Consider the following 18,939-nt stretch of genomic DNA (forward strand, 5'->3'; position numbering starts at 1 on the left):
GTCATGTCACTGACGCAGTCCTTCCCCGGTTCGGGCGGCGTGGTCACCTTCCGCGCCTCCACACCTTGGCGTGGGCGCGGAAGAGCGCCGGCATCAGCAGGTACACCACGGTGGGGACGACGATGCCCGTCAGGATCAGCGTCCGCAGGGGGAGCGGCAGCGGGGCGATCGACGAGCCGAGCAGCAGCTGAACCGACATGATCATCGCGTAGACGGCCACCCAGGTCAGGAACGCCCGGTGGTGGACGGACGGAGCGGGGGCGGACTGGGGGCGGGCGGGGGTGCTGGGCATGACGGTCCCTTCGTTCGGAGCGATACGGAATCTCCAACTCACTGGTTGGAGTTTGGCACAGATGCCACCCAAACTCCAACCATTTAGTTGGAATCTGCCGTATGCTGAGGTCATGGCATGGGACACAGCGCGCACGAAGCAACTTCTCCTCGACGCGGCGGTCGACGAGTTCGCCGAACACGGGTTGCAGGGCGCGCGCGTCGACCGTGTGGCCGCCAAGGCCGGGGTGAACAAGGAGCGCATCTACCAGTACTTCGGCAACAAGCAGCAGTTGTTCGGCGCCGTGCTCCACCAGGAGCTCGAACGGCTCGCGGCCGCCGTCCCGCTGGACGCCGGCCAGGCCGCCGACCTCGGCGAATACGCCGGTCGGGTCTTCGACTACCACCGCACCCACCCTCAGTTGGTACGCCTGCTGCACTGGGAGGGCCTCCAGAGCCGGGAAGACGACGAAGTCCCCGCCGAGGCGGCCCGCAGCGCCCATTACGCCGAGAAGGTCGCCGCGCTCGCCGCGGCCCAGCAGGCCGGCACCCTCACCGGCGCGATCCCGCCCGCCGACCTGGTGTACGCCGTGATCGCCCTGGCCGGCTGGTGGTTCTCCACCCCCCAGCTCGCCCGCATGATCAGGAGGGACGTCCCCGGTGACGGCCCCGCCGCCCGCCGCGAAGCCCTGGTCCGCCTCGTCCGCGCCCTGATCGCCTGACGCTTCGGCCAAGGTCATCTCCCTGACCAGCCGGAGGAATTGCCCAGGTAGGCTGATTCCACTCAATGTGGAAGGTCTCGTGATGACACGAGCACGACCAGCCGGGAGCCCACCGGACTCCATCCACCAGCTCACCGGCGATCACGAGGAGAACAGCAAGAAGGATCTCCCGCGCAAGGCGTACGCCTCGCCTGGTCCGTCCGAGGACTCGGGCGACCACACCCGGGCGTACGAGCGCGGCGGCCCCTTCTGGGATCGGCGGCACGCCGAATTCCTGATCGAGGCGGGCCGACGGTTGTCGGCCTCGCTCAACACACGCCGCTGCGCACGGGCGACGGCCGAACTCGCGACCTCACTGCTCGCCGACTTCGCCATGGTGGTGCTGCCCCATGGCCCCCGTCCGGCGTTCTGGCTACGCGCCTGGGCCGGCCGCGTCGAGGAGGGCACGATCCCGGCGGCGGCGACCGCCGAGGTCTCCGGCCTCGCCGACGCCCTGGCCGGGTTCCCAACCGCGCCCAGTAGCCGGCTCGACCCCGGGCGGATCCCCTGTTGGGTCCTGCCGGACGGGTTCGGGGAGGTGGGGCATGTGCTCGTGACGCCGCTGCCCGGTAACGAGGGCCCGGCGGGCGCCCTCCTGCTCGTCCGTGGCCAGGGCGCCCCGCCGTTCGACGAGGAGACCGAGATCCTGGTCCGGGTCTTCGCGGCCCGGGCAGGGGCGGCCGTCGCCGCCGCCGTGCTGTACCAGGAGCAGAGCGCCGTCAACCGCGTCCTCACGGAGGGGTTGCTGCCACCCCGGCTCCCCGAGATCGACCAGGTCGAGCTGGCGGGATCGCTGCACGCCTCCCAGCACGCAGGACTGATCGGCGGCGACTTCTACGACGTGTACCTGCCCGGAGGGGGCGGCACGGACACCGCCGGGCACGCGCCGTTGGTGATCCTGGGCGACGTGTGCGGCAAGGGAGCGCGGGCCGCCGTGCTCGCCGGGCAGATCCGTCACTCCATGCGGACGCTGCTCCTCCTCGAAGACGACCCGGAGCGGCTCGTCGAGCTGCTCAACCGCTCCCTGCTGGCCTCGCCCGCGCCCGATTCGTACGCCACGCTGGTGCTGGCCGCTGTGCGCCCCGACCCCGGCGACGGGCACGTCGAGGTGGACCTGAGCGTGGCCGGGCATCCCGAGCCGTTGATCCTCCGCGCCGACGGCCGCGTGGAGGTGGTGACCGCCCGGGGCACCATGCTCGGGGCGCTGCCGCGGATCGACCTCACCTCCGTCACCGTCCGCCTGGCCCCCGGCGAGCTCTGCCTGCTGTACAGCGACGGCATCACCGAGGCACTGGGCGGCCCCACCCGGGAGGAGCGGTACGAGCTGGAGCGGCTGCGATCCGCCCTGGCCACCTGCGCCGGGATGCCGGCCGCCGCCGTCGTGCAGCGGCTCGAACAGATCACCACCGAGTGGATCGCCCGCGGTGACCAGGACGACCGCGCGCTGCTGGCCATCCAGGCCAGGCCGCGTGGCGGAAGGGCGACATGAGCGACCCCACCGTCACCACCGATCTCAGGGCCGACGTCGAACGGTACCTGGAGCGCATCGGCGCGGCCGACGAGTACGGCGCCATCGACCTGGCACTGGAACTGCTGGACCACGGCGTACCCGCCGAGCGCCTCCTGCTGGAACTCGTCGCGCCCGCCCAGCATCGCGTGGGCGAACTGTGGGCGGCCAACGAGTGGTCGGTGGCCCGGGAGCACGGGGCGACGGCGGTCAGCGAGCGCGTGGTCGCCGCCATCGCCTCCAGGGCGCGCACCACCCCACGGCACGGGCGGGTCACGGTCGCCTGCGCCGACGGCGAGTACCACCAGCTGCCCACCCGTCTGCTCGCCGAGGTGCTGCGGCTGCGCGGCTGGCAGGTGGACTTCCTCGGCGCCAGCGTCCCCGGTTCGCATCTGGTCACCCACCTGCACCAGACGGGACCGGACGCCGTGGCGCTCGGCTGCGCGCTGCCCACACGGCTGCCCCGCGCGCACGCCACGATCATCGCCTGCCAGAGCGCCGGGACACCGGTGCTGGCGGGCGGGGCGGGATTCGGACCGGACGGCCGGTACGCCCGGCTGCTCGGCGCCGACGGTTGGGCGCCCACCGCGGACGCCGCCGCCGACCACCTCCAGGCCGGACTGCTGCCGTCCTTCCCGGCCTCGCCGCACCCCGTCTCCCATGTGGCCTGCGAGGAGTACTCCCACCTGCTGCGGCGCCGCGCCGATCTCACCGTCGGCACGATGGGGGCGCTGGCCGACGCCTACCCGCCCATGGCCTCCTACAGCCCACAGCAGCTGGAATCCACGGCCGACGACCTGGGGCACATCGTCGATTTCCTCGCGGCCGCGCTGTATGTGGACGACACCGCGCTGTTCACGGACTTCGTCCACTGGACCTGCGACATTCTTGCGGCCCGCCACGTCCCGGCCGACTCGGTGGCCCTGGGCCTGCGTCTCCTCCACGACGCCCTGCCCGACCTCCCCCGGGCCCGCACCCTGCTGACCGCGGGTGTTCAGGCCGCCCACCGCTGAGGGCGTAGGCTGCTGGGGCACACGAAAACGCGGCCCGGTCGGTAGCCCGGGCGGCCACCGGCACGCTCGGCGGGCCGGTGGTCCTGTATCCGCCCTTCCAGGGATGTCCGGTGTGCCGGAAAGCGGCTTCGCCAAGCCGCCGGTCGGCATGCCTCTGGGAGGGCGTCATGGTGTCTTTGTCGGTGTACTTCGACGGCTCGTTCTGGGTCGGTGTCCTGGAGCTTCATGAGGGCGGCGAGCTGCGCGCGACGCGGTTCGCCTTCGGGCCCGAGCCCACCGATCCCGAGCTGTACGAGTTCCTGATGCGGCACGGCGTCGCCTTGCTCGAACGCGCCGCGGCCGCCCCCGCCGTGAGCGTGGACGCCCCGGCCGAGCGCAGGATCAACCCCAAACGCGCCGCCAAGCTGGCCGCCCGCGCGGCGGCCCAGGTGTCCCGGCGTGGCACGGCGTCGCAGGAGGCCCTGCGGCTGGAGTTCGAGACCCACAAGAAGGAGGCCGCGACCGGCCGCAAGGAGCGCAGGAAGGCGCTGGCGGAGCACAAACGCGAGGTCGCCCGCCGCAAGCGCCTCGAACGCCGCCGCGACCGCTGAGCTCGACGGGCCAGGGCGGTCCCTCGACAGGCTACGGGGTTTCCCTCGGCGGGCTACGGGGTTTCCTGAGCACACCTCTGCCGGTGTTCGTACAGCAGGCCGAGCCGGTCGATCCGCCACAGCTGCGCGAGCACGACGAGTGTCGCGCCGAAGACGGTCGGCCAGACCATGAGGGCGACCAGCCCCCATGCCAGCAGGGCGAACCCGGCGAGCCCGACGGGGATCAGCCACCGCAGGAAGGCCCCGTACTCGTGGGGCACCTGGGCCCGCTGGAGCAGCCACAGCTTCTCGCCGTAGATGCCCTTGGCCGCCCAGTCGCGGGGCTCGTCGACCGGGCGGAAGACGTGAGGATTGAGCCACAGCCAGACGACCACCGCGGCGACGGGGACCAGTGACCACCAGCCGATCCAGGTCCGGCTCCAGATGGCGACGATCATGCCGGGGATCGCGGCGAAGCGCGTGTAGACGCTCCAGGGGTTGGCGTGCCGCTTCCAGGCCTCGTCGGTCATGCGGAAGGCCTGGGCGACCGCGGCGAAGGACTTCATGCCCGGCACCTTCCACGCTGTGAACAAAAATCCAATCTGTTCATATGGAGATAGTATGCCTTCGGCGCCCCCGCAGGAAGAGCGGGAACGAATCACCGGCCCGCCTCCTCGACGCGGCCACCGAAGGGATCACCTCATGCTGAACGACCTGCCCCACCTGTCCGCCGGCGAGGGACCGCCCCTGGTCGTCCTGCTCTACACCCCACAGGCGGCCAACCCGACGGGGGTGGCCCGCTGGTCCACCATGCGGCTGGTACGACCGTTCACCGGACACTTCAGCGTCCACGTCGTCAACCGCCCGCCCGGCCTGCCGCCGACGACGACGATGGCCGACCTCGCCGCCGTCTACGCCGACGCGATCAGGACCACCTTCGAGCACCCGGTGGCCGTGCTGGCCATCTCCACCGGCGGATCGATCGCCCTGCAACTCGCCGCCGACCATCCCGACCTGGTGGACCGTCTCGTCCTGGCCGGGGCCGCCTGCACCCTCGGCCCCGTGGGCAGGCGCGCCCAGCGCGCGTACATCGAACGGGCACGCCAGGGCAGGCACCCCAGCCCGGCCCTGGCCGAGGTCGTCACGGAATCGAGGATCGGCCGGACACTGCTCAAAGGCCTGCTGTGGCTGTCGGACGCCGGCCGGCAAGATCACAGTGATGCCGTGACCGTGCTCAACGCCGAGGACGGCTTCGACCTGCGCGGACGGCTGGGCGACATCACGGCGGCCACCCTGCTGATCCAGGGCGACAGGGACGTCGTCTACCCGCTGGAGCTGGCCCGGCAGACGGTGGCAGGCATCCCGGACGCCCGGCTCGTCATCTACCCGGGCCGCACTCACAGCGCCACGTTCACCGACAAGCGCTTCGCACCCGACGCCCTGGCCTTCCTGACGGGCGGGTGACCGGTCCCGCCCGGAACGGCAAAGGGAGCGGCACATCTCGAACGCATATTCGAAGAATCGGCCGAGGGTGCGTGGAGTCCGTTGCGAACACGTCCGAGATGTTGATATTGCTTGCGCTAGCGAGCCCGCCCGAGGGATCTCAGATCCTTTTGCTGGGAGGTGGGTCGCGTGGCGAGGTCGAGACAGCGCAGGCTGGTCCGGGGGCTGGAGGACGCCTCCACGGTGGTCAGGGCCACGACCGGCCTGCTCCGGCAGACGTCGAGCCTGCTCCGCCAGCTCGTCATGATCGTGGGATGGCTGGTCCTGCTGGCCGGCTCGGTACGACTGCTGCTCACCCCTACCGCGACACTCTCCCCCGAACACTTCCTGACCCCCGGCGCCGGCGCCGCCGCCGTCGCCCAGGGCCTGCTCCGGATGCCCGCACGCAAAGGACGATCGACTTCGGATCATTGATACCTACGACCCCGCCGGCCTGCCACGCCGATAGCTCCGGCCACTTGTTGAGCAAGATGACGGAACTTGGAGTTTATAACCGTTTTAACGGAAATGACTTCGCCACCCATGCGACCGATATTGTTATATCGGACTTAACATTATCGCAGGAGGGCACATGCGGCCCCTCTCCATGCTTTGATCAAGAACCTCGGCGATGAAAAAGTTTCAGCCGGTGAGTCGATGGGATGATTCGAAGCATGAGCGGCGCCGTCGTCGATCTCCTGGAACGGCCGACCTACACGATGTCACAGGTCGACCGGCTGATCGGTCTACCCTTGGGCACCGCGCGACGCTGGGTCGACGGATATTCCCGTAATGGCCGCACTTACGAGCCAGTCGTCCGGCAAAGCCGCACAGGCGACATGATGGCGACATGGGGCGAATTCGTGGAAGCCCGGCTGCTCGCCGAGTACCGCAACGCAGGCGTCCCCATGATCAACATGCGGCCGGCCATCACCAAGCTCAGAGCCGAGACCGGCGCCCGGTATCCCCTCGCACACCTGGCCAATTTCGTGACACCACACGGCAAAGAGCTTGTGTGGCGGGTGCAGGAGCAGGTGCGCCTGCAGGCGGAGCTTCTTCTCGTCATACCACGCAACGGGCAGTTGGTCATGGCCGAAGCCGTCGAGATCTTCGTCAATGCCGTGGAGTTCGACGACGACACCGTGGTGCGCATGCTTCCCGACCTCAGAACTCCGGAGGTCAAGATCGACCCACTGCGCGCCTTCGGCGAGCCCGCGGTCCGGTCGGTGCCCACCGAAGTGATCGCCGAGCAGGTTCGGGCGGGCGACTCCGAGGAATTGATCGCAGATCTCTACGAGCTGCCGCTGGAACAGGTGCGGCAAGCAGTTTTGTTCGAGAAGCTCCGCAGCGCCTGACCTACCCGGACCACCATGCCCCCCATAGATCCGCGAGGTCTGCGCTTCTTCGTCGACGAGACCTCCCTCGGCGTCGGCCGCGCGCTTGCTCTCCTACGCCGGGACGTCATCCACACCAGCCATCCGCTGATCCCAGAGGTACCGCTCGGCACTTTGGACGACGAGTGGATCCCCAAGGTCGCCGCCAGAGATCTCGTCGTCATCACACGAGACAAGCGCATCCGTACCAAGCACGCCAAGGCGATGCTCTACGCCGAGCACAAAGCGCGAGTCTTCTGGATCGCCGGCAAGAGAGATCTGTCCAACTGGGACACGATGTGCCTGCTCACCCGCCGATGGGACGACATCGAGCGCGAGATCAAGGAACACGGCCCGGGACCGTGGTTCATGGCGATCAATGAGTCGAGGCTCAGTGAGATGTGCATACATGGAGATCGGCGCTAGGACGGAGCCCTGGTGCTGCCCACCCAACGACGAACCCCCACCCTTCCGCGGCGGAAGGGGCGCGTCATCCGCCCGTGGCGTCCTCGGCCTCCCAGCGCAGCAGGTCGCCTGGCTGGCACTCGAGCACCTCACAGAGGGCGGCGAGAGTCGTGAAGCGCACGGCCTTGGCGCGGCCGTTCTTGAGTACCGCCAGGTTGGCGGGCGTGATCCCTACGCGGTCCGCGAGTTCGCCCACGGACATCTTCCGTTTGGCCAGCATCACGTCGATGTCGACGGCGATCGGCATCAGATCACCTCGTCCAGCTCGGCCTGCATCTGCGCCGCTTCGGCGTCGCGCGCGACGGCCTGGGCGAGCAGCATCCGCAGCACGAGCACGATGAGCGCGACCCCCAGGATGGCCACGCCGATCCCGCCCATGATGACGGTGACGCCCGGGTCGTCCCGCTGGCCCGGCGCATTGAGGGCCGTGACCGCGAACCACACGAGCGCAGCCGCCACGATGGCGCCAATGATGACATCCACGTACCGGAAGGCGGCGTGGGAGAACACGGTTCCGCGTCGCACCATCGTCACCAGCCGCCACACGCAGACCCCGATGACCTGGATCGTCCCGATACCCAGGATCGTGATCACGCGCAGCGAGGTCAGCGGGAGCGACCCGTCCTCCGGGTCGTTTCCGCTGATCAACGTCCACACCATCAATGCCTGTACGGACACGGTGCCGACGAGCATCACCACGAGCACGGCGCGCAGCGCGCGCACTGTCAGCTTCCCCATGGCCCACCCTTCCATCGATTTGCGATGGAAATCTATCGAATTTCGATAGGTGAAGCAAGAGCTGACCCGGAGGGGCGGGCCGCCCTGGCCGCAAGCAGCGCAGGGGCTGGAGGACGCCTCCACGGTGGTCAGGGCGACGACCGGCCTGCTCCGGCAGACGTCGAGCCTGCTCCGCCAGCTCGTCATGATCGTGGGATGGCTGGTCCTGCTGGCCGGCTCGGTACGACTGCTGCTCACCCCTCCCGCGACACTCTCCCCCGAACACTTCCTGACCCCCGGCCCCGGCGCCGCCGCCGTCGCCGTCGCCCAGGGCCTCCTCCGGATGCCCGCACGCAAACAGAGACCCGACGCGGTCAGTCCTCGCCCACCACGGTGAGGTCGTCGCCCAGAGCCGCCGCGATCTCGGCCGCGCGGGAGTGGTCGCCCAGGCGGCGGGTCAGGTACGCGGCGCCGTGGCGATGCCGGCGCGACCACCAGGCGGCGGAGCCGCCGATGCCGCCCTTGGCGATCTTGCCATGGTCGCGGACGAAGCCCAGCGTCCACGTGATCCGGGTGCCGAAGACCTCATCGAAGTCCGTGACCTGCGGCTCCAGCAGCTCAGCGTGCAGCTCCGGCCCGAGCAGCCGGCGTACGGGACCGTCCTCGGCGGTGAGCTCCGCGAAGAAGCGGGCCATGGCGGTGGCGGTGGCGTGCAGGTTGACCGCGCCGAAGACCGACTGCCGCCAGGCCCGGGAGTTGGCCCGCTCGACGTCGAGCACGCCGCCAGGGATCTGCAGCCACGGGGCCGCGTGCAGCAGGCGCGGCCAAGCCGGATCGGCGTACTCCAGGTCGGCGACGCGGCCCAGCTCGTCGTCCGGCACTCCGAACCAGGCGTCCAGGCCCAGCGCGGGGCGCACCACCCCGTCGTACACCTCGTGCAACGTGGTGCCGGCCGCCGCGCGCAGGATGCCGTCGACGAGGTGGCCGTAGGTCAGCGCGTGCTCGCCGAGCGAGCTGCCGGGTGGGTACTCCGGAGCCGCCGCCACCAGGCTCTCGCGCAGCGCGGCGTCGTCCAGCAGGTCCACCTCCGCCGCCGCGACCGGGAAGCGGGGCTGGCCGGCCCGGTGGGTGAGCACCTGCCGCAGCGTGGTCGCCTCCTTGCCGTTGAGACCGTACGCGGGCCAGTGGCGGGCGATCGGCTCGTCCAGCGTCAGTGCGCCATCGCGCACCGCCACCAGGGCGGCGAGCGTGACGAACGACTTCGAGAGCGAGTAGGGCTGGACCAGCGTGCCCGCCTGCCAGGGACGGGTCCGCGCCGCATCGGCCCACCCCGCGTCGAGCCGGACGACCTCGCGCTCGTCCTTCCACACCGACACGCCCGCCCCGGTCTCCCTGCCCTCGTCCACCAGCTTCCGGAAGACCTCGCGTACCGGCTCGTACCCATCCGCGACGAACCCTTCGACCTTCACCCACGCTCTCCCTTCGCCGGAAGCCACAATAGTACCGCTACGGGGTATGGGTAGTACCGGCGTGGCTATTGTGGCGGTTGTGTCGTCACATCCTGAGCCCCTTCGCCAACAGCCCGTGTTCCGCGCTCATGGTGATCTTGACGGAGGCGCTCGGACCGGTCCACCGGCGTCAGGTATGAACACCCCGCAGCTCACATCGGCGCTACAGGGGCGTTTCAGTCCCCTGCGCTTCGATCCGAACCACCAGCTGTCCGACGCGGACGTCGTGACCGTGCTGGAGGCAGCCAGGTGGGCCCCCTCTGCCGGGAACGCTCAGCCCTGGTCGTTCCATGTGCGCCGGCGAGGAGAGGAGGGGCACGATCAACTTGTCGAACACCTCGCCGCGAGCTCACGCCGATGGGCACCCGCCGCCAGCGCGCTGGTCGTCAACATGGCTCGTCGCGAAGTCGACGACAGCGGCATGACCTACTCCGAGTTCGCCGACTACGACCTCGGCCAGGCGGTGGCCCACATGACTGTGCAGGCCCACGCGATGGGCCTGGCCTGCCGGCAGTTCCGCGCCTTCGATCTCGAAGGACTGCACGACACGCTCGGAGTCAGGCCCGGTTGGCACATCCTCACGATGACGGCCATCGGAGTTCCGCCCCGAGGCGACACGACACCGCCTGCACGAGAGCGCCGGAGCATCGTGGACCTACGAACCGCAGGAGTGTCGTCTCCACCACACAGGCGTCTACAGGGGTGAGCAGGACGGGTCTGCGGTGAACACGCCCGATCCGCCCTCGGGGCCGGAGTCCTCCACCGCGATCAAGTCCTCCGGCCCTGCCACCGCCGAGGCCGGCAGCGGGTTTCGTGGATCGGTCGCCGCGGGACGGCGGGTTCCTCCGCTGCCGGCGGAGGAACCCCCGAATGCGCGGGGACGCGGATCAGAAGTCGAACTCGCCCTTCTTGGCGCCGTCGATGAACGCACTCCACACACTCGCGCTCAACACGAACGGCTCCTTCTCCGGAGCCTCGGTATCCCTCACCCCCACCCGCCCACCGGCCAGCGGAGCCACCTCCAGGCAGTTCCCCTGGTCCGACCCACTCTTGGTCGCCTTGCGCCAGGCAGCCGTCCTCAGCTCATCGTTCAGGTCCACTGCTTCTCCGCCTCTCTGATCAACTCGATGGATGCATGCTGGGGCTGCGCCTCGGCACGCAGTCTGTCGTATCGGGCATGGATAGCTTCGACGTCTTCTGGACGATTCGAGACATGACCATGGATAGCGGATTGGATATACACCGTATCTGGGCTTCCAGGAAGCTGCGCGATCACGAAGCCGCCAAGGATGCCCGTGGTCACCCCTGCCGCCATTGGGACTACCTGGATGCCGATGCGGGGCGAATCTACAGCTTGCAGGAGGCTTGCGATCTGGCGTCGCATGATCTCCTTACTACCTATCAAGCGGTATAGAACGCCTTCGTCTAGCAGCGCGCGCAGAAGTGGCGGATTGGCCCGAGAGAATATGCCCTGTCGCTCCATCCGGGCGGCGACCGCCTTCTCCACCTGTTCGTCGGTAATGCCAGGTTCTCCCCGGATAACCGCTCTTGCTTACTCCTCCGTTTGCAGCAGGCCAGGTACCACAAGGGGTTCCCAGGTATGAAGCGTATGGGCCTCTCGTTCAATACCGAGCCACCCGCGAAACCAGTGAGGGCTCACCTCCCCGATCAATTGGTGCCACAGGTTGACGAGCTCTCCCCCTGCGCCCAGGGCGTCGTCGCAGCGGTGGACCAAGGCAGGACTGGGGGTTCGCTGTCCTCGCTCGATGAAACCCAGGAGGCTACGACTGAAGCGGGCGGCCTTGGCCAACTGCTCTTGGGTCAAATTCGCCCTTCGTCGGTATCTGCGAAGTTCGCCCCCAAAGAGGTCCAGCGAGCCCGCTGACGGTTTTTTCTGATAAGAGACCATCTTCTTCGTCCCGTCCGACCAGTGATGCTACAGCGGCACAGGGATGACACAGGTCGCCACGAACTGTCCCCAGAGTGTGCCCCGATTTGCGATGCAAAAAGTATCGGACCCAAGGCACCCTGTGAAGGGCTGCGGAATACACGCAGATCAAGCGCCCATCACTTATCCATCTCTCCACTCATAGCCAAGCGCGGCTCACATAGCCACCAGATATATCCGGATAAATGATGCGCGATATGTCCAAGAAAGAGGCTTCAGTATGCGCCTTTAGGCGAATGATCGCCGTACCGGGCCGATAGAGAGTTGTCGCTAATCGGTAAGCCCCACATGTCACCATCCGCCGAACGACGGCACGGGATTGACCTGGCGACGACCCGCCACAGCGGTACCGAGCAAGGGCCCGCACAACGAGCGGGTCAGGGCGACCCGCTGACCGGCCGGTAGCCGTTGGCCGTGGCCGGGCGGTCGAGCGGCGGCAGCCGTCGGGTGGGCCACCACATATCGCGATCTGGACCCAACTCGACCCATCGAGGAGGTGGCGGCGTGATGAGAAAGGAGCGTTCAAGTGCACGAACACGAGGCCGGCACCGCCGCGGAACGGCGGCTGCTCACGTCCGTGCTCGGCAGTGGGACAGGGCCGAGCGGGCAGCCGCTCGGCAGTTGGACCAGATGGAGCCGGTCGCCCGTCCCCGAACCCCTGCTCGTCCAGGCGCGCACCGCCGCCCAGCTACACGAACTGATAAGTGCGGCCGAACAAATCATGCCGTACCGCCCCTCCCCGGCTCCGCCCCCGCACCGACCGATCGACCTGCCCGATGCGACACCGGCCGACCCCATTGTGCCCCCGCCCCCGCGTCGACCGGCCGACCTGCTGCAACCGGTCATCCATCCGACCGTCCCACCACCCACCCCACCCCATGGAGCACCGATGCCTGAGACACCGGACGGCGGTCTACGTACCGTCTGCTGGGACCTGCCCGGCGACCTGTCGATGATCGGTAAGGCGCGCGGAATGGTGAAAGAGATTCTCGCCGCCTGGGCCTTGCCTGATCATCTGGCCGACGACGTGGTTCTCGCTGTCGGGGAACTGCTCGCCAACGCCATGACCTACGGGAAGCCACCGGTGAGGCTGTCACTGTGGCAGCGCGGAGGTGAGCTGTGTGTCCGTGTCTCCGACCACGGCCCGGAGCAGCCGCGTCATCTGGACCTCGGCATCGAGGCCGTACACGGCCGAGGCCTGGCCATCGTGGCCGCCCTCGCCCACGAACACGGCATCACGCCGCTTCCTGACGGGCCGGGGAAGACGGTCTGGGCGCTGTGGCGCGTCTAGGGAGCACCGCGAGGTCCACCGGTTGCCCGCCGTACGGCGGCGCCGGCTTCGCCGCACTTCCTCCCGCCGCCCCGGCGCCGAGGGAAAGCACCAGACACAGCGCCGGAGGAAGGACGCCGGCCGGCTCAGGCCGGCGTCCTTCCCCCGGAAATCCGGTTGGCCCGCCACCTAGGTAAACGGCCAGACAGTCGGCCCGGGACCGGCGTGAACGGGTGGGTGGTTGGCTCGGGGGCTTCTGGAGCAGGCGGACGGTTGGCCTCGGGCCGGCGTGAACGGGTGGGTGGTTGGCTCGGGGGGTTCGGGAGCGGATAGAACTGAGCGGTAATCACATTCTGGTCATCTCGGTCGGTCACGTGAAGGAGAAGCGGCTCCATGCGATTACCTCGGGTGAAGGCGGAACACCGTCCGCACCGGTATGGCGACGGGGTGATACGCATCGGAGGCGAGATCTACGGGCTCGCCGCCGAAATCAGTGATCCGAATGGATGGGCGTGGGCCGCGCTCGACCTGATGGACGGAACACGCGAGACGCACGACATCATCGCCATTCTGTGCGATTCGCTGCCCGGGATTTCCCGCGGGCAGGCGCAGGTCGTCGTGGAGACCCTTGTGGCGTCCGGATACGTCGAAAGCGGCGACGACGCCGTACCTCCCGGGCTCCACGAGGACGAGGTGGAGAGGTACAGCCGCAACCGCGCCTTCTTCCGGCGGGCCGATCTCACTCCGGGCGAGCACGGGTGGGAGGCACAGCTGCGGCTGAAGTCCGCGCGGGTGCTCGTCCTCGGTCTGGGCGGCACGGGAGGGCACGCGGTCTGGGCGCTGGCCGCCGCCGGAGTCGGAGCGCTGCACTGCGTCGATCCCGACGTCGTGGAGTTGTCCAACCTGAGCCGCCAGGTGCTGTACGACGAGGAGGACGTGGGCAGGCCGAAGGTCGAGGCCGCGCTGGACCGGCTCCGGCGGACGAACTCGGCGATCGAGGTGACCGGCGAGCGGCGCCGGATCTGCTCGCGGGACGACCTGGCCGCGCTGGTCGGCGGCTTCGACGTGCTCGCGCTCTGCGCCGACGAGCCGCGCGGCACCGACGGCGTCCGTATCTGGGCCGACCAGGTGTGCGCGGCGGCCGGCATTCCCTGGGTGGGCGGCGGCTACAACGGGCCTCTGGTCACCGTGGGCGTCTTCGGGCCCGGTGGCACCTGCTACGAGTGCCTGAGCGCGGCAGAGCAGGCCCGTCTGCGGCCCGGCACACCCGTGGACCTGGGAGGGCCGGGGGCGCTGGCCACCACTGCCGGGATATCGGGCCAGCTCACCGCGCACGCGGTGATCGCGCTCCTCACCGGCGTGCCGCGCCTGACCCCCGGCTACGTCACCGGGGTCAACCTGATCGCGCCCGAGCACCACGTGTACGTACGCCACCCACCGCGCCCCGGCTGCCCCACCTGCGGGCCGGGCGAGAGGTCCTGACACCCGGCGGGCGGCCGGACCGTCGAGATCTTGTGGGGGAACGTTCACGTCTCGACCCGCCCTCGACGTGCGATGACAGGTTCCTTGACCCTGGGTTGTCATTGCATGGATCATCCAATACGTCCTTTCCCCTCCGCAGAAAGGCACGACATGGAAGAGCCGAAGTACGACGACGAGCCGGCGCCGGTCGTAGAGATCAGCATTCGGCTTCTGGACCGGGCCGAGACCACCGCGGTCAGCGGTTCCATCGGTAATTGAAAGCCGTGGCGGGCGGGCCCCTCGGGGCTCGCCCGCTCGACCGTTCCCGGAGGCCGGATGGCCCGGATCGAGGTCCGGGCCACCTCCCGTGGAGCGCGGCGTCAGGAGGTGAAGGCGGCCAGGCCGATGGTCTGGAGAAGGGCGGAGTCGCCCTTGGTGGTGGAGTTGACCGAGGCGACGATGCGGCGCTGGAGGTCGCGGGTGGCGAACATCCCGGTGCTGTAGCCGTAACGGCTGCCCGTCTTTCCGTAGATGGTGGCGCCGCCGGTGAGCTTCATGACGGTCATGCCCATGGTGTAGGCGGCCGGCTTGTCGTTCCCGGGGTCGTCGTCTCCGTCGTACATGACCACGCCATCCCGGACGGTGAACATCTTCTCCAGTTGGGCGGGAGGGAGGAGGCGGCCCCGGAAGAGGGCGGTCATGAAGCGGTCCAGGTCGTCAGTGGTCGAGATCATCTCACCGGCGGCCCAGGTGATGCTCTGGCTCATCTCCGTCACGTCCACCAGTTCGGTCTTCCCGTCCTCGCCCCTGACGGCCATGTACCCCTTGGCGTGCGGCCCGGGGATGCGGATGCCGTCGCCGGGCAGGGTGGTGTGCTTCAGGCCGAGCGGGCGGACGACCCGCTCGCGCACCACGTCCTCGTACGACCTGCCGGTGATCTTCTCGATGAGCATGCCGAGCAGGATGTAGTTGGTGTTCAGGTAGTGCTGCTTGGTACCGGGCGTGAACTCCATCGGGTTCTTCGCGACGCCCGCCATCCACTGCTCCGGCGTCCACTTGTCGTAGCGGTGGTCGAGGATCCACTTGTCGTCGTCGGGGAAGGTCGGGGCGGGCAGGCCACTGGTGTGGTCGAGGAGCTGCCCGACCGTGACGGGCGGGAAGGCGGCGGGCAGCAGGCCGGGGAGGTACTCCTGGACGGTGCCCTCCAGGTCGACCTTCTTCTCGGCGACCAGCTGGAGGACGACGGTGGCGGTGAAGACCTTGGTCACGCTGCCGATCCGGAACCTGGCGCCGTCCGGCACCGGCCGCCCGGTCTTCAGGTCGCCGACACCCGACTTGCCGGTCCAGGAACCGGCGGTGCCGCGCACCTGGACGAGGGCGCCGGTCGTCTGCGCGTTCGGGAGACCGGCGATGGAGGCGCACATCGCCTCGGCGTTCAGCGGAGGGAGCGAGGTCGCGCCGACGGCGCTCGTGGCCGCCGAGCACACGGGCCTCGGCGCCGGCGTGGCGGACGCCGCCAGTGCGGGAGAGAGGGACCCCGCCACCACGGTGGCGGCCAGGGCGAGGGTCACGACCGGCTTGTACATATCTGCTCCTCGATGGGATCTTCGTCGGTGATCCCATCGTTGCTTCGGCCGCCCTCGCGGCGGATCGCCTGTGCGAGCGGTCTTCCGACTCACCCGGCGGAGGGATCCGGCGGCCGACGGCCTCGCGCCACTCCCCCGGAAGGACGAGGCCCGGACCCGTGCGTATCGGCGGCTTCGATGGTCAACGGGCGGGCGGGAACGGCAGGGGGTGGGTGTGGAGGATGTCGAGGCGGGAGACGGCGCGGGTGAGGGCGACGTAGAGGCGGTTGAGGCCGCGGGGTTCGGCCTCGGCGATGGCGGCGGGCTCGGCGACGATGACGTGGTCGAACTCCAGGCCTTTGGCGAGGGTGGCGGGGACGATGGCCACCCGGGTGGCGGCGCCGAGCGTGGCGGGGCCGGTGACGGGGACGCCCTCCTTCTCCAGGGCGGTGGTCAGGTCGTCGGTGTGGGTGTCGGCGGCGATGACGGCGATCGAACCCTCGTACTCCAGGGCCTCCCGTACCGCGGCGACGACGGCGGCCTGCGGATCGGGCACCTGCCGGACGCGGAGCCTGCCGTCGGCGCGGAACGAACGCGTCAGGGGGACCTCCACGTCGAGCGCGGGAAGGAGGCGGTTGGCCAGCTCGACCACGGCGGCGGGGACGCGGAAGCCTGTGGTCAGCGCGACGACCTGCCCCTCCGGCTTGCCGAGGTGCGCCAGGTGCTCGCGCCAGTCGCGGGCGGCCCACGGTGTCGTGCCCTGGGCGAGGTCACCGAGCACGGTGATCGAGCCATGGGCGCTCCTGCGGGCGACGGCGCGGCACTGCATGGGCGACAGGTCCTGCGCCTCGTCGACGATCACGTGACCGTAGCGCGCCGGGCGCTCCAGCAGGCCCGCCACCTCGTCGATCAGCACCAGGTCGGCCGCCGACCACTTGGCGCTCCGATAGCTACGCGGCGGCCTCGTCCACAGGATCGCCGCCTGCTCCTCCTCGGTGAGGACCCCGGCGGCGGCCCTGGCGAGCACGGCCGGGTCGCCGAGCAGGCCGGCCACCACCTCCTCGGGGCGCGCCGCCGGCCACACCTCGTCCACGAACGGCGTGACCGCCCTGCCCATCTTGCGGGTCCAGACGGCGTTCGGCGTGGCGCCGCGCGCTTCGGCGTGCCGCCGCAGCGCCTCCACAGTGCGCGAGATCACGCGTTCGCGCCCGACGGCGTACGGCAGGGCCTCGCGGCGGGTGTCGTCCACGATGCGGCGCAGGTCCTCCTCCGGGACGCGCCAGCGGTAGGAGCCGTCGGGGACGCTGATCGGCCGGGTGGGCTTGCGGACGCGCTCGTACAGCGCCCGGCGGAGGACGACCGCCATGCGCGCGTCGTGCTTGATCGCGGCCGCGGTGCCGGTGTCCGCGGCGAGCCTCACGACTGCGCCGTCGCCGGCCCGCTTCCCGGTCGTGGCGAGCGGTGCGCGAGCGAGCAGTTCGTCCACGGTGGTCTGCTCGACGTCGACCTCGCCGAGCGCGGGGAGCACGGCCGAGATGTACCCGAGGAACGCGCGGTTCGGGCCGAGGACCAGGACTCCCGCCCGCTGCAGCCGGTCGCGGTGGGCGTACAGGAGGTACGCCGCCCGGTGCAGGCCGACGGCCGTCTTGCCGGTGCCCGGCGCGCCCTGCACGCAGATCGACTCCTCCAGCCCGGCGCGTACGAGCCGGTCCTGCTCGGGCTGGATGGTGGCGACGATGTCACGCATGGGGCCGACGCGGGGACGCTCGATCTCGGCCGCCATGATGCGGCTGGCGGAGCCGAGGTCCTCGCCCAGCTCCAGCCGTTCGTCCTCGAAACCGGTGAGCGTGGTGCCGGCCCAGCCGAAGCGGCGGCGCACGGACACGCCCTGCGGGTCGGCGGCACCGGCCTGGTAGAAGATCCGGGAGACGGGGGCGCGCCAGTCGATCACCACGGGCGGTTCGCCGGAGTCGCCGGAGATGTGCCGCCGGCCGATGTAGTAGCGCTGACCTCCGTGGTCGCCGGCGTCGGCGCCCCTGCCGAAGTCGAGCCGGCCGAAGAACGGCGGGCCGTCGGGGAGTTCGCCCAGCTCCTTGGCGAGGCTCTTGAGGTGGCGTCCGAGCCGCTCCGCGCTGTACCGGTCGCCCGCCACCTGCTCCCCCACGATGACGTTCAGCCGGGCGCCGTCGAGCATGCGGCGCAGACCCGTCCGGCACCGCTCGACGTACGCCCGCTCCTCCTCCAGTCCCGTCATGTCCGCACCCACTCCGCTCTCTTAACTCGGTCAACTTTTTGACCAGGTTAACAGGGTTGCTAGGGTGACCGCATGACAGGACTCCGGACTCTCAAGAAGCAGCGGACCCACGAGGCGATCTCCTCGGCCGCGATCTCGCTGTTCCTCGAACGGGGCTTCGACGAGGTCTCCGTCGCCGAGGTGGCGGCGGCGGCCGAGGTGTCCAAACCCACCCTGTTCAAGTACTTCGCCAGCAAGGAAGACCTGGTCCTGCACCGGATCGCCGACCATCTCGGCGAGGCGGCACGCGTCGTACGGCAGCGGGATCCAGGCGAGGATCCCCTGGCGGCGCTGCACCGCCACTTCCTGACCGGGCTGGAGCGGCGCGACCCGGTCACCGGCCTGAACGACCACGAAGAGGTGCTCGGCTACCACCGCATGGTGTTCTCCACACCGAGCCTGGCGGCCCGGCTGTTCCAGCACATGGCGGCCGACGAAGAGGCGCTGGCCGAGGCGCTCGCGGAGACCATGGACGCTCTCCCGGCGGCCCTGCTGGCAGGCGAGGTGATCGCGGTGCAGCGCGTGCTGGCGCGGAGGAACTGGTCGGAGCTGGCCGCGGGCACGCCGATCGCCGATCTCCACCCGGCGGCGGTCGCCGCCGCCGACCGGGCCTTCGCCCTGCTACGACACGGCGTCGCCGGCTCCGGTGACGGCGGCCCGCCGACCGGCCGCCGAGAGGCCGGGTGAACCGCCGGGACCGCAGGCGAAGGAACGGCGCCCCAGGCGCGGGCGGCTCG

Annotated in this window: 21 protein-coding genes and 1 pseudogene; 13 read left to right on the forward strand and 9 right to left on the reverse strand. The window is 69.7% G+C overall.

What is annotated here, in order from left to right; all coding sequences use genetic code 11:
- Positions 1 to 43 precede the first annotated feature (43 nt).
- Positions 44 to 292 carry a putative antibiotic biosynthesis monooxygenase gene (locus KIK05_RS08615; RefSeq protein WP_214410044.1) on the reverse strand — a complete coding sequence of 83 codons (249 nt, stop codon included), beginning with the start codon at positions 290 to 292 and terminating at the stop codon, positions 44 to 46.
- Positions 293 to 404: 112 nt separating this feature from the next.
- On the opposite strand from KIK05_RS08615, the gene KIK05_RS08620 reads away from it, so the two are divergent.
- The 4 genes from KIK05_RS08620 to KIK05_RS08635 all read left to right on the forward strand — a co-directional run bounded on the left by KIK05_RS08620 (position 405) and on the right by KIK05_RS08635 (position 4,141).
- The gene (locus KIK05_RS08620) at positions 405 to 992 is read left to right on the forward strand and encodes a TetR family transcriptional regulator (protein ID WP_214410045.1); all 588 of its coding nucleotides are present in this window, start codon (positions 405 to 407) and stop codon (positions 990 to 992) included.
- Positions 993 to 1,074: 82 nt separating this feature from the next.
- Complete coding sequence (locus tag KIK05_RS08625) at positions 1,075 to 2,520, forward strand: PP2C family protein-serine/threonine phosphatase (RefSeq protein ID WP_214410046.1); 1,446 nt, start codon at positions 1,075 to 1,077, stop codon at positions 2,518 to 2,520.
- On the forward strand, positions 2,517 to 3,551 hold the full coding sequence (locus KIK05_RS08630) for a cobalamin B12-binding domain-containing protein (protein WP_214410047.1): 1,035 nt from the start codon (positions 2,517 to 2,519) through the stop codon (positions 3,549 to 3,551). Before KIK05_RS08625 ends, KIK05_RS08630 begins: the two co-directional genes overlap by 4 nt.
- Positions 3,552 to 3,718: 167 nt before the next feature.
- Positions 3,719 to 4,141 carry a YjdF family protein gene (locus KIK05_RS08635; protein WP_214410048.1) on the forward strand — a complete coding sequence of 141 codons (423 nt, stop codon included), beginning with the start codon at positions 3,719 to 3,721 and terminating at the stop codon, positions 4,139 to 4,141.
- A 53-nt stretch (positions 4,142 to 4,194) separates the two neighbouring features.
- On the opposite strand, the gene KIK05_RS08640 is transcribed toward KIK05_RS08635, so the two are convergent.
- Positions 4,195 to 4,686: a DUF6653 family protein gene (locus KIK05_RS08640; RefSeq protein WP_214410049.1), complete on the reverse strand. Its 492-nt coding sequence runs from the start codon at positions 4,684 to 4,686 to the stop codon at positions 4,195 to 4,197.
- 136 nt (positions 4,687 to 4,822) lie between these two features.
- On the opposite strand from KIK05_RS08640, the gene KIK05_RS08645 reads away from it, so the two are divergent.
- The 4 genes from KIK05_RS08645 to KIK05_RS08660 all read left to right on the forward strand — a co-directional run bounded on the left by KIK05_RS08645 (position 4,823) and on the right by KIK05_RS08660 (position 7,401).
- Positions 4,823 to 5,584 (forward strand): alpha/beta fold hydrolase, encoded by a 762-nt coding sequence (locus tag KIK05_RS08645; protein ID WP_214410050.1) that lies wholly within the window; start codon positions 4,823 to 4,825, stop codon positions 5,582 to 5,584.
- 168 nt (positions 5,585 to 5,752) lie between these two features.
- Complete coding sequence (locus KIK05_RS08650; RefSeq protein WP_214410051.1) at positions 5,753 to 6,037, forward strand: hypothetical protein; 285 nt, start codon at positions 5,753 to 5,755, stop codon at positions 6,035 to 6,037.
- A 239-nt stretch (positions 6,038 to 6,276) separates the two neighbouring features.
- On the forward strand, positions 6,277 to 6,957 hold the full coding sequence (locus KIK05_RS08655; protein WP_214410052.1) for a DUF433 domain-containing protein: 681 nt from the start codon (positions 6,277 to 6,279) through the stop codon (positions 6,955 to 6,957).
- A gap of 15 nt (positions 6,958 to 6,972) precedes the next feature.
- A complete protein-coding gene (locus tag KIK05_RS08660) occupies positions 6,973 to 7,401 on the forward strand; it encodes a PIN-like domain-containing protein (RefSeq protein WP_214410053.1) in 429 nt (142 codons plus the stop codon).
- A gap of 64 nt (positions 7,402 to 7,465) precedes the next feature.
- Here KIK05_RS08660 and KIK05_RS08665 read toward each other — a convergent pair whose 3' ends face one another.
- Complete coding sequence (locus KIK05_RS08665; protein ID WP_214410054.1) at positions 7,466 to 7,687, reverse strand: helix-turn-helix domain-containing protein; 222 nt, start codon at positions 7,685 to 7,687, stop codon at positions 7,466 to 7,468.
- Complete coding sequence (locus KIK05_RS08670; protein ID WP_214410055.1) at positions 7,687 to 8,163, reverse strand: DUF2975 domain-containing protein; 477 nt, start codon at positions 8,161 to 8,163, stop codon at positions 7,687 to 7,689. The genes KIK05_RS08665 and KIK05_RS08670 overlap by 1 nt, the downstream gene beginning before the upstream one ends.
- A 64-nt stretch (positions 8,164 to 8,227) precedes the next feature.
- Between KIK05_RS08670 and KIK05_RS08675 the strand changes: the two genes are divergently transcribed.
- Positions 8,228 to 8,554 carry a hypothetical protein gene (locus KIK05_RS08675; protein ID WP_214410056.1) on the forward strand — a complete coding sequence of 109 codons (327 nt, stop codon included), beginning with the start codon at positions 8,228 to 8,230 and terminating at the stop codon, positions 8,552 to 8,554.
- Here the strand turns inward: KIK05_RS08675 and KIK05_RS08680 are convergent.
- The gene (locus KIK05_RS08680; protein ID WP_214410057.1) at positions 8,532 to 9,626 is read right to left on the reverse strand and encodes a serine hydrolase domain-containing protein; all 1,095 of its coding nucleotides are present in this window, start codon (positions 9,624 to 9,626) and stop codon (positions 8,532 to 8,534) included. The genes KIK05_RS08675 and KIK05_RS08680 overlap by 23 nt on opposite strands.
- A gap of 175 nt (positions 9,627 to 9,801) precedes the next feature.
- On the opposite strand from KIK05_RS08680, the gene KIK05_RS08685 reads away from it, so the two are divergent.
- Positions 9,802 to 10,371 carry a nitroreductase family protein gene (locus KIK05_RS08685; RefSeq protein ID WP_214410058.1) on the forward strand — a complete coding sequence of 190 codons (570 nt, stop codon included), beginning with the start codon at positions 9,802 to 9,804 and terminating at the stop codon, positions 10,369 to 10,371.
- Between the two features lie 181 nt (positions 10,372 to 10,552).
- On the opposite strand, the gene KIK05_RS08690 is transcribed toward KIK05_RS08685, so the two are convergent.
- Together KIK05_RS08690 and KIK05_RS46685 are read right to left on the reverse strand one after the other, a co-directional pair.
- Positions 10,553 to 10,765, reverse strand: coding sequence for a DUF397 domain-containing protein (locus tag KIK05_RS08690; RefSeq protein WP_214410059.1), 213 nt, complete (start codon positions 10,763 to 10,765; stop codon positions 10,553 to 10,555).
- Positions 10,756 to 11,574, reverse strand: a pseudogene (locus KIK05_RS46685) (helix-turn-helix domain-containing protein). Before KIK05_RS46685 ends, KIK05_RS08690 begins: the two are co-directional and overlap by 10 nt.
- 928 nt (positions 11,575 to 12,502) lie before the next feature.
- On the opposite strand from KIK05_RS46685, the gene KIK05_RS08705 reads away from it, so the two are divergent.
- Together KIK05_RS08705 and KIK05_RS08710 are read left to right on the forward strand one after the other, a co-directional pair.
- Positions 12,503 to 12,904, forward strand: a complete 402-nt coding sequence (locus KIK05_RS08705; protein ID WP_214410062.1) for an ATP-binding protein — start codon at positions 12,503 to 12,505, stop codon at positions 12,902 to 12,904.
- A gap of 426 nt (positions 12,905 to 13,330) precedes the next feature.
- Positions 13,331 to 14,365, forward strand: a complete 1,035-nt coding sequence (locus KIK05_RS08710; protein ID WP_214410063.1) for a HesA/MoeB/ThiF family protein — start codon at positions 13,331 to 13,333, stop codon at positions 14,363 to 14,365.
- A gap of 359 nt (positions 14,366 to 14,724) precedes the next feature.
- Here the strand turns inward: KIK05_RS08710 and KIK05_RS08715 are convergent, their stop codons facing one another.
- Both KIK05_RS08715 and KIK05_RS08720 read right to left on the reverse strand, forming a co-directional pair.
- Entirely contained in the window at positions 14,725 to 15,930 is a 1,206-nt protein-coding gene (locus KIK05_RS08715; RefSeq protein WP_214410064.1) for a serine hydrolase domain-containing protein, read from the reverse strand.
- A 181-nt stretch (positions 15,931 to 16,111) separates the two neighbouring features.
- Positions 16,112 to 18,163: a HelD family protein gene (locus KIK05_RS08720; protein ID WP_214410065.1), complete on the reverse strand. Its 2,052-nt coding sequence runs from the start codon at positions 18,161 to 18,163 to the stop codon at positions 16,112 to 16,114.
- 72 nt (positions 18,164 to 18,235) lie between these two features.
- On the opposite strand from KIK05_RS08720, the gene KIK05_RS08725 reads away from it, so the two are divergent.
- Entirely contained in the window at positions 18,236 to 18,889 is a 654-nt protein-coding gene (locus KIK05_RS08725) for a TetR/AcrR family transcriptional regulator (protein ID WP_214410066.1), read from the forward strand.
- Positions 18,890 to 18,939: the final 50 nt, after the last annotated feature.

Origin of the sequence: Sphaerisporangium fuscum (assembly GCF_018531465.1) — a bacterium.
Classification (GTDB): domain Bacteria; phylum Actinomycetota; class Actinomycetes; order Streptosporangiales; family Streptosporangiaceae; genus Sphaerisporangium; species Sphaerisporangium fuscum.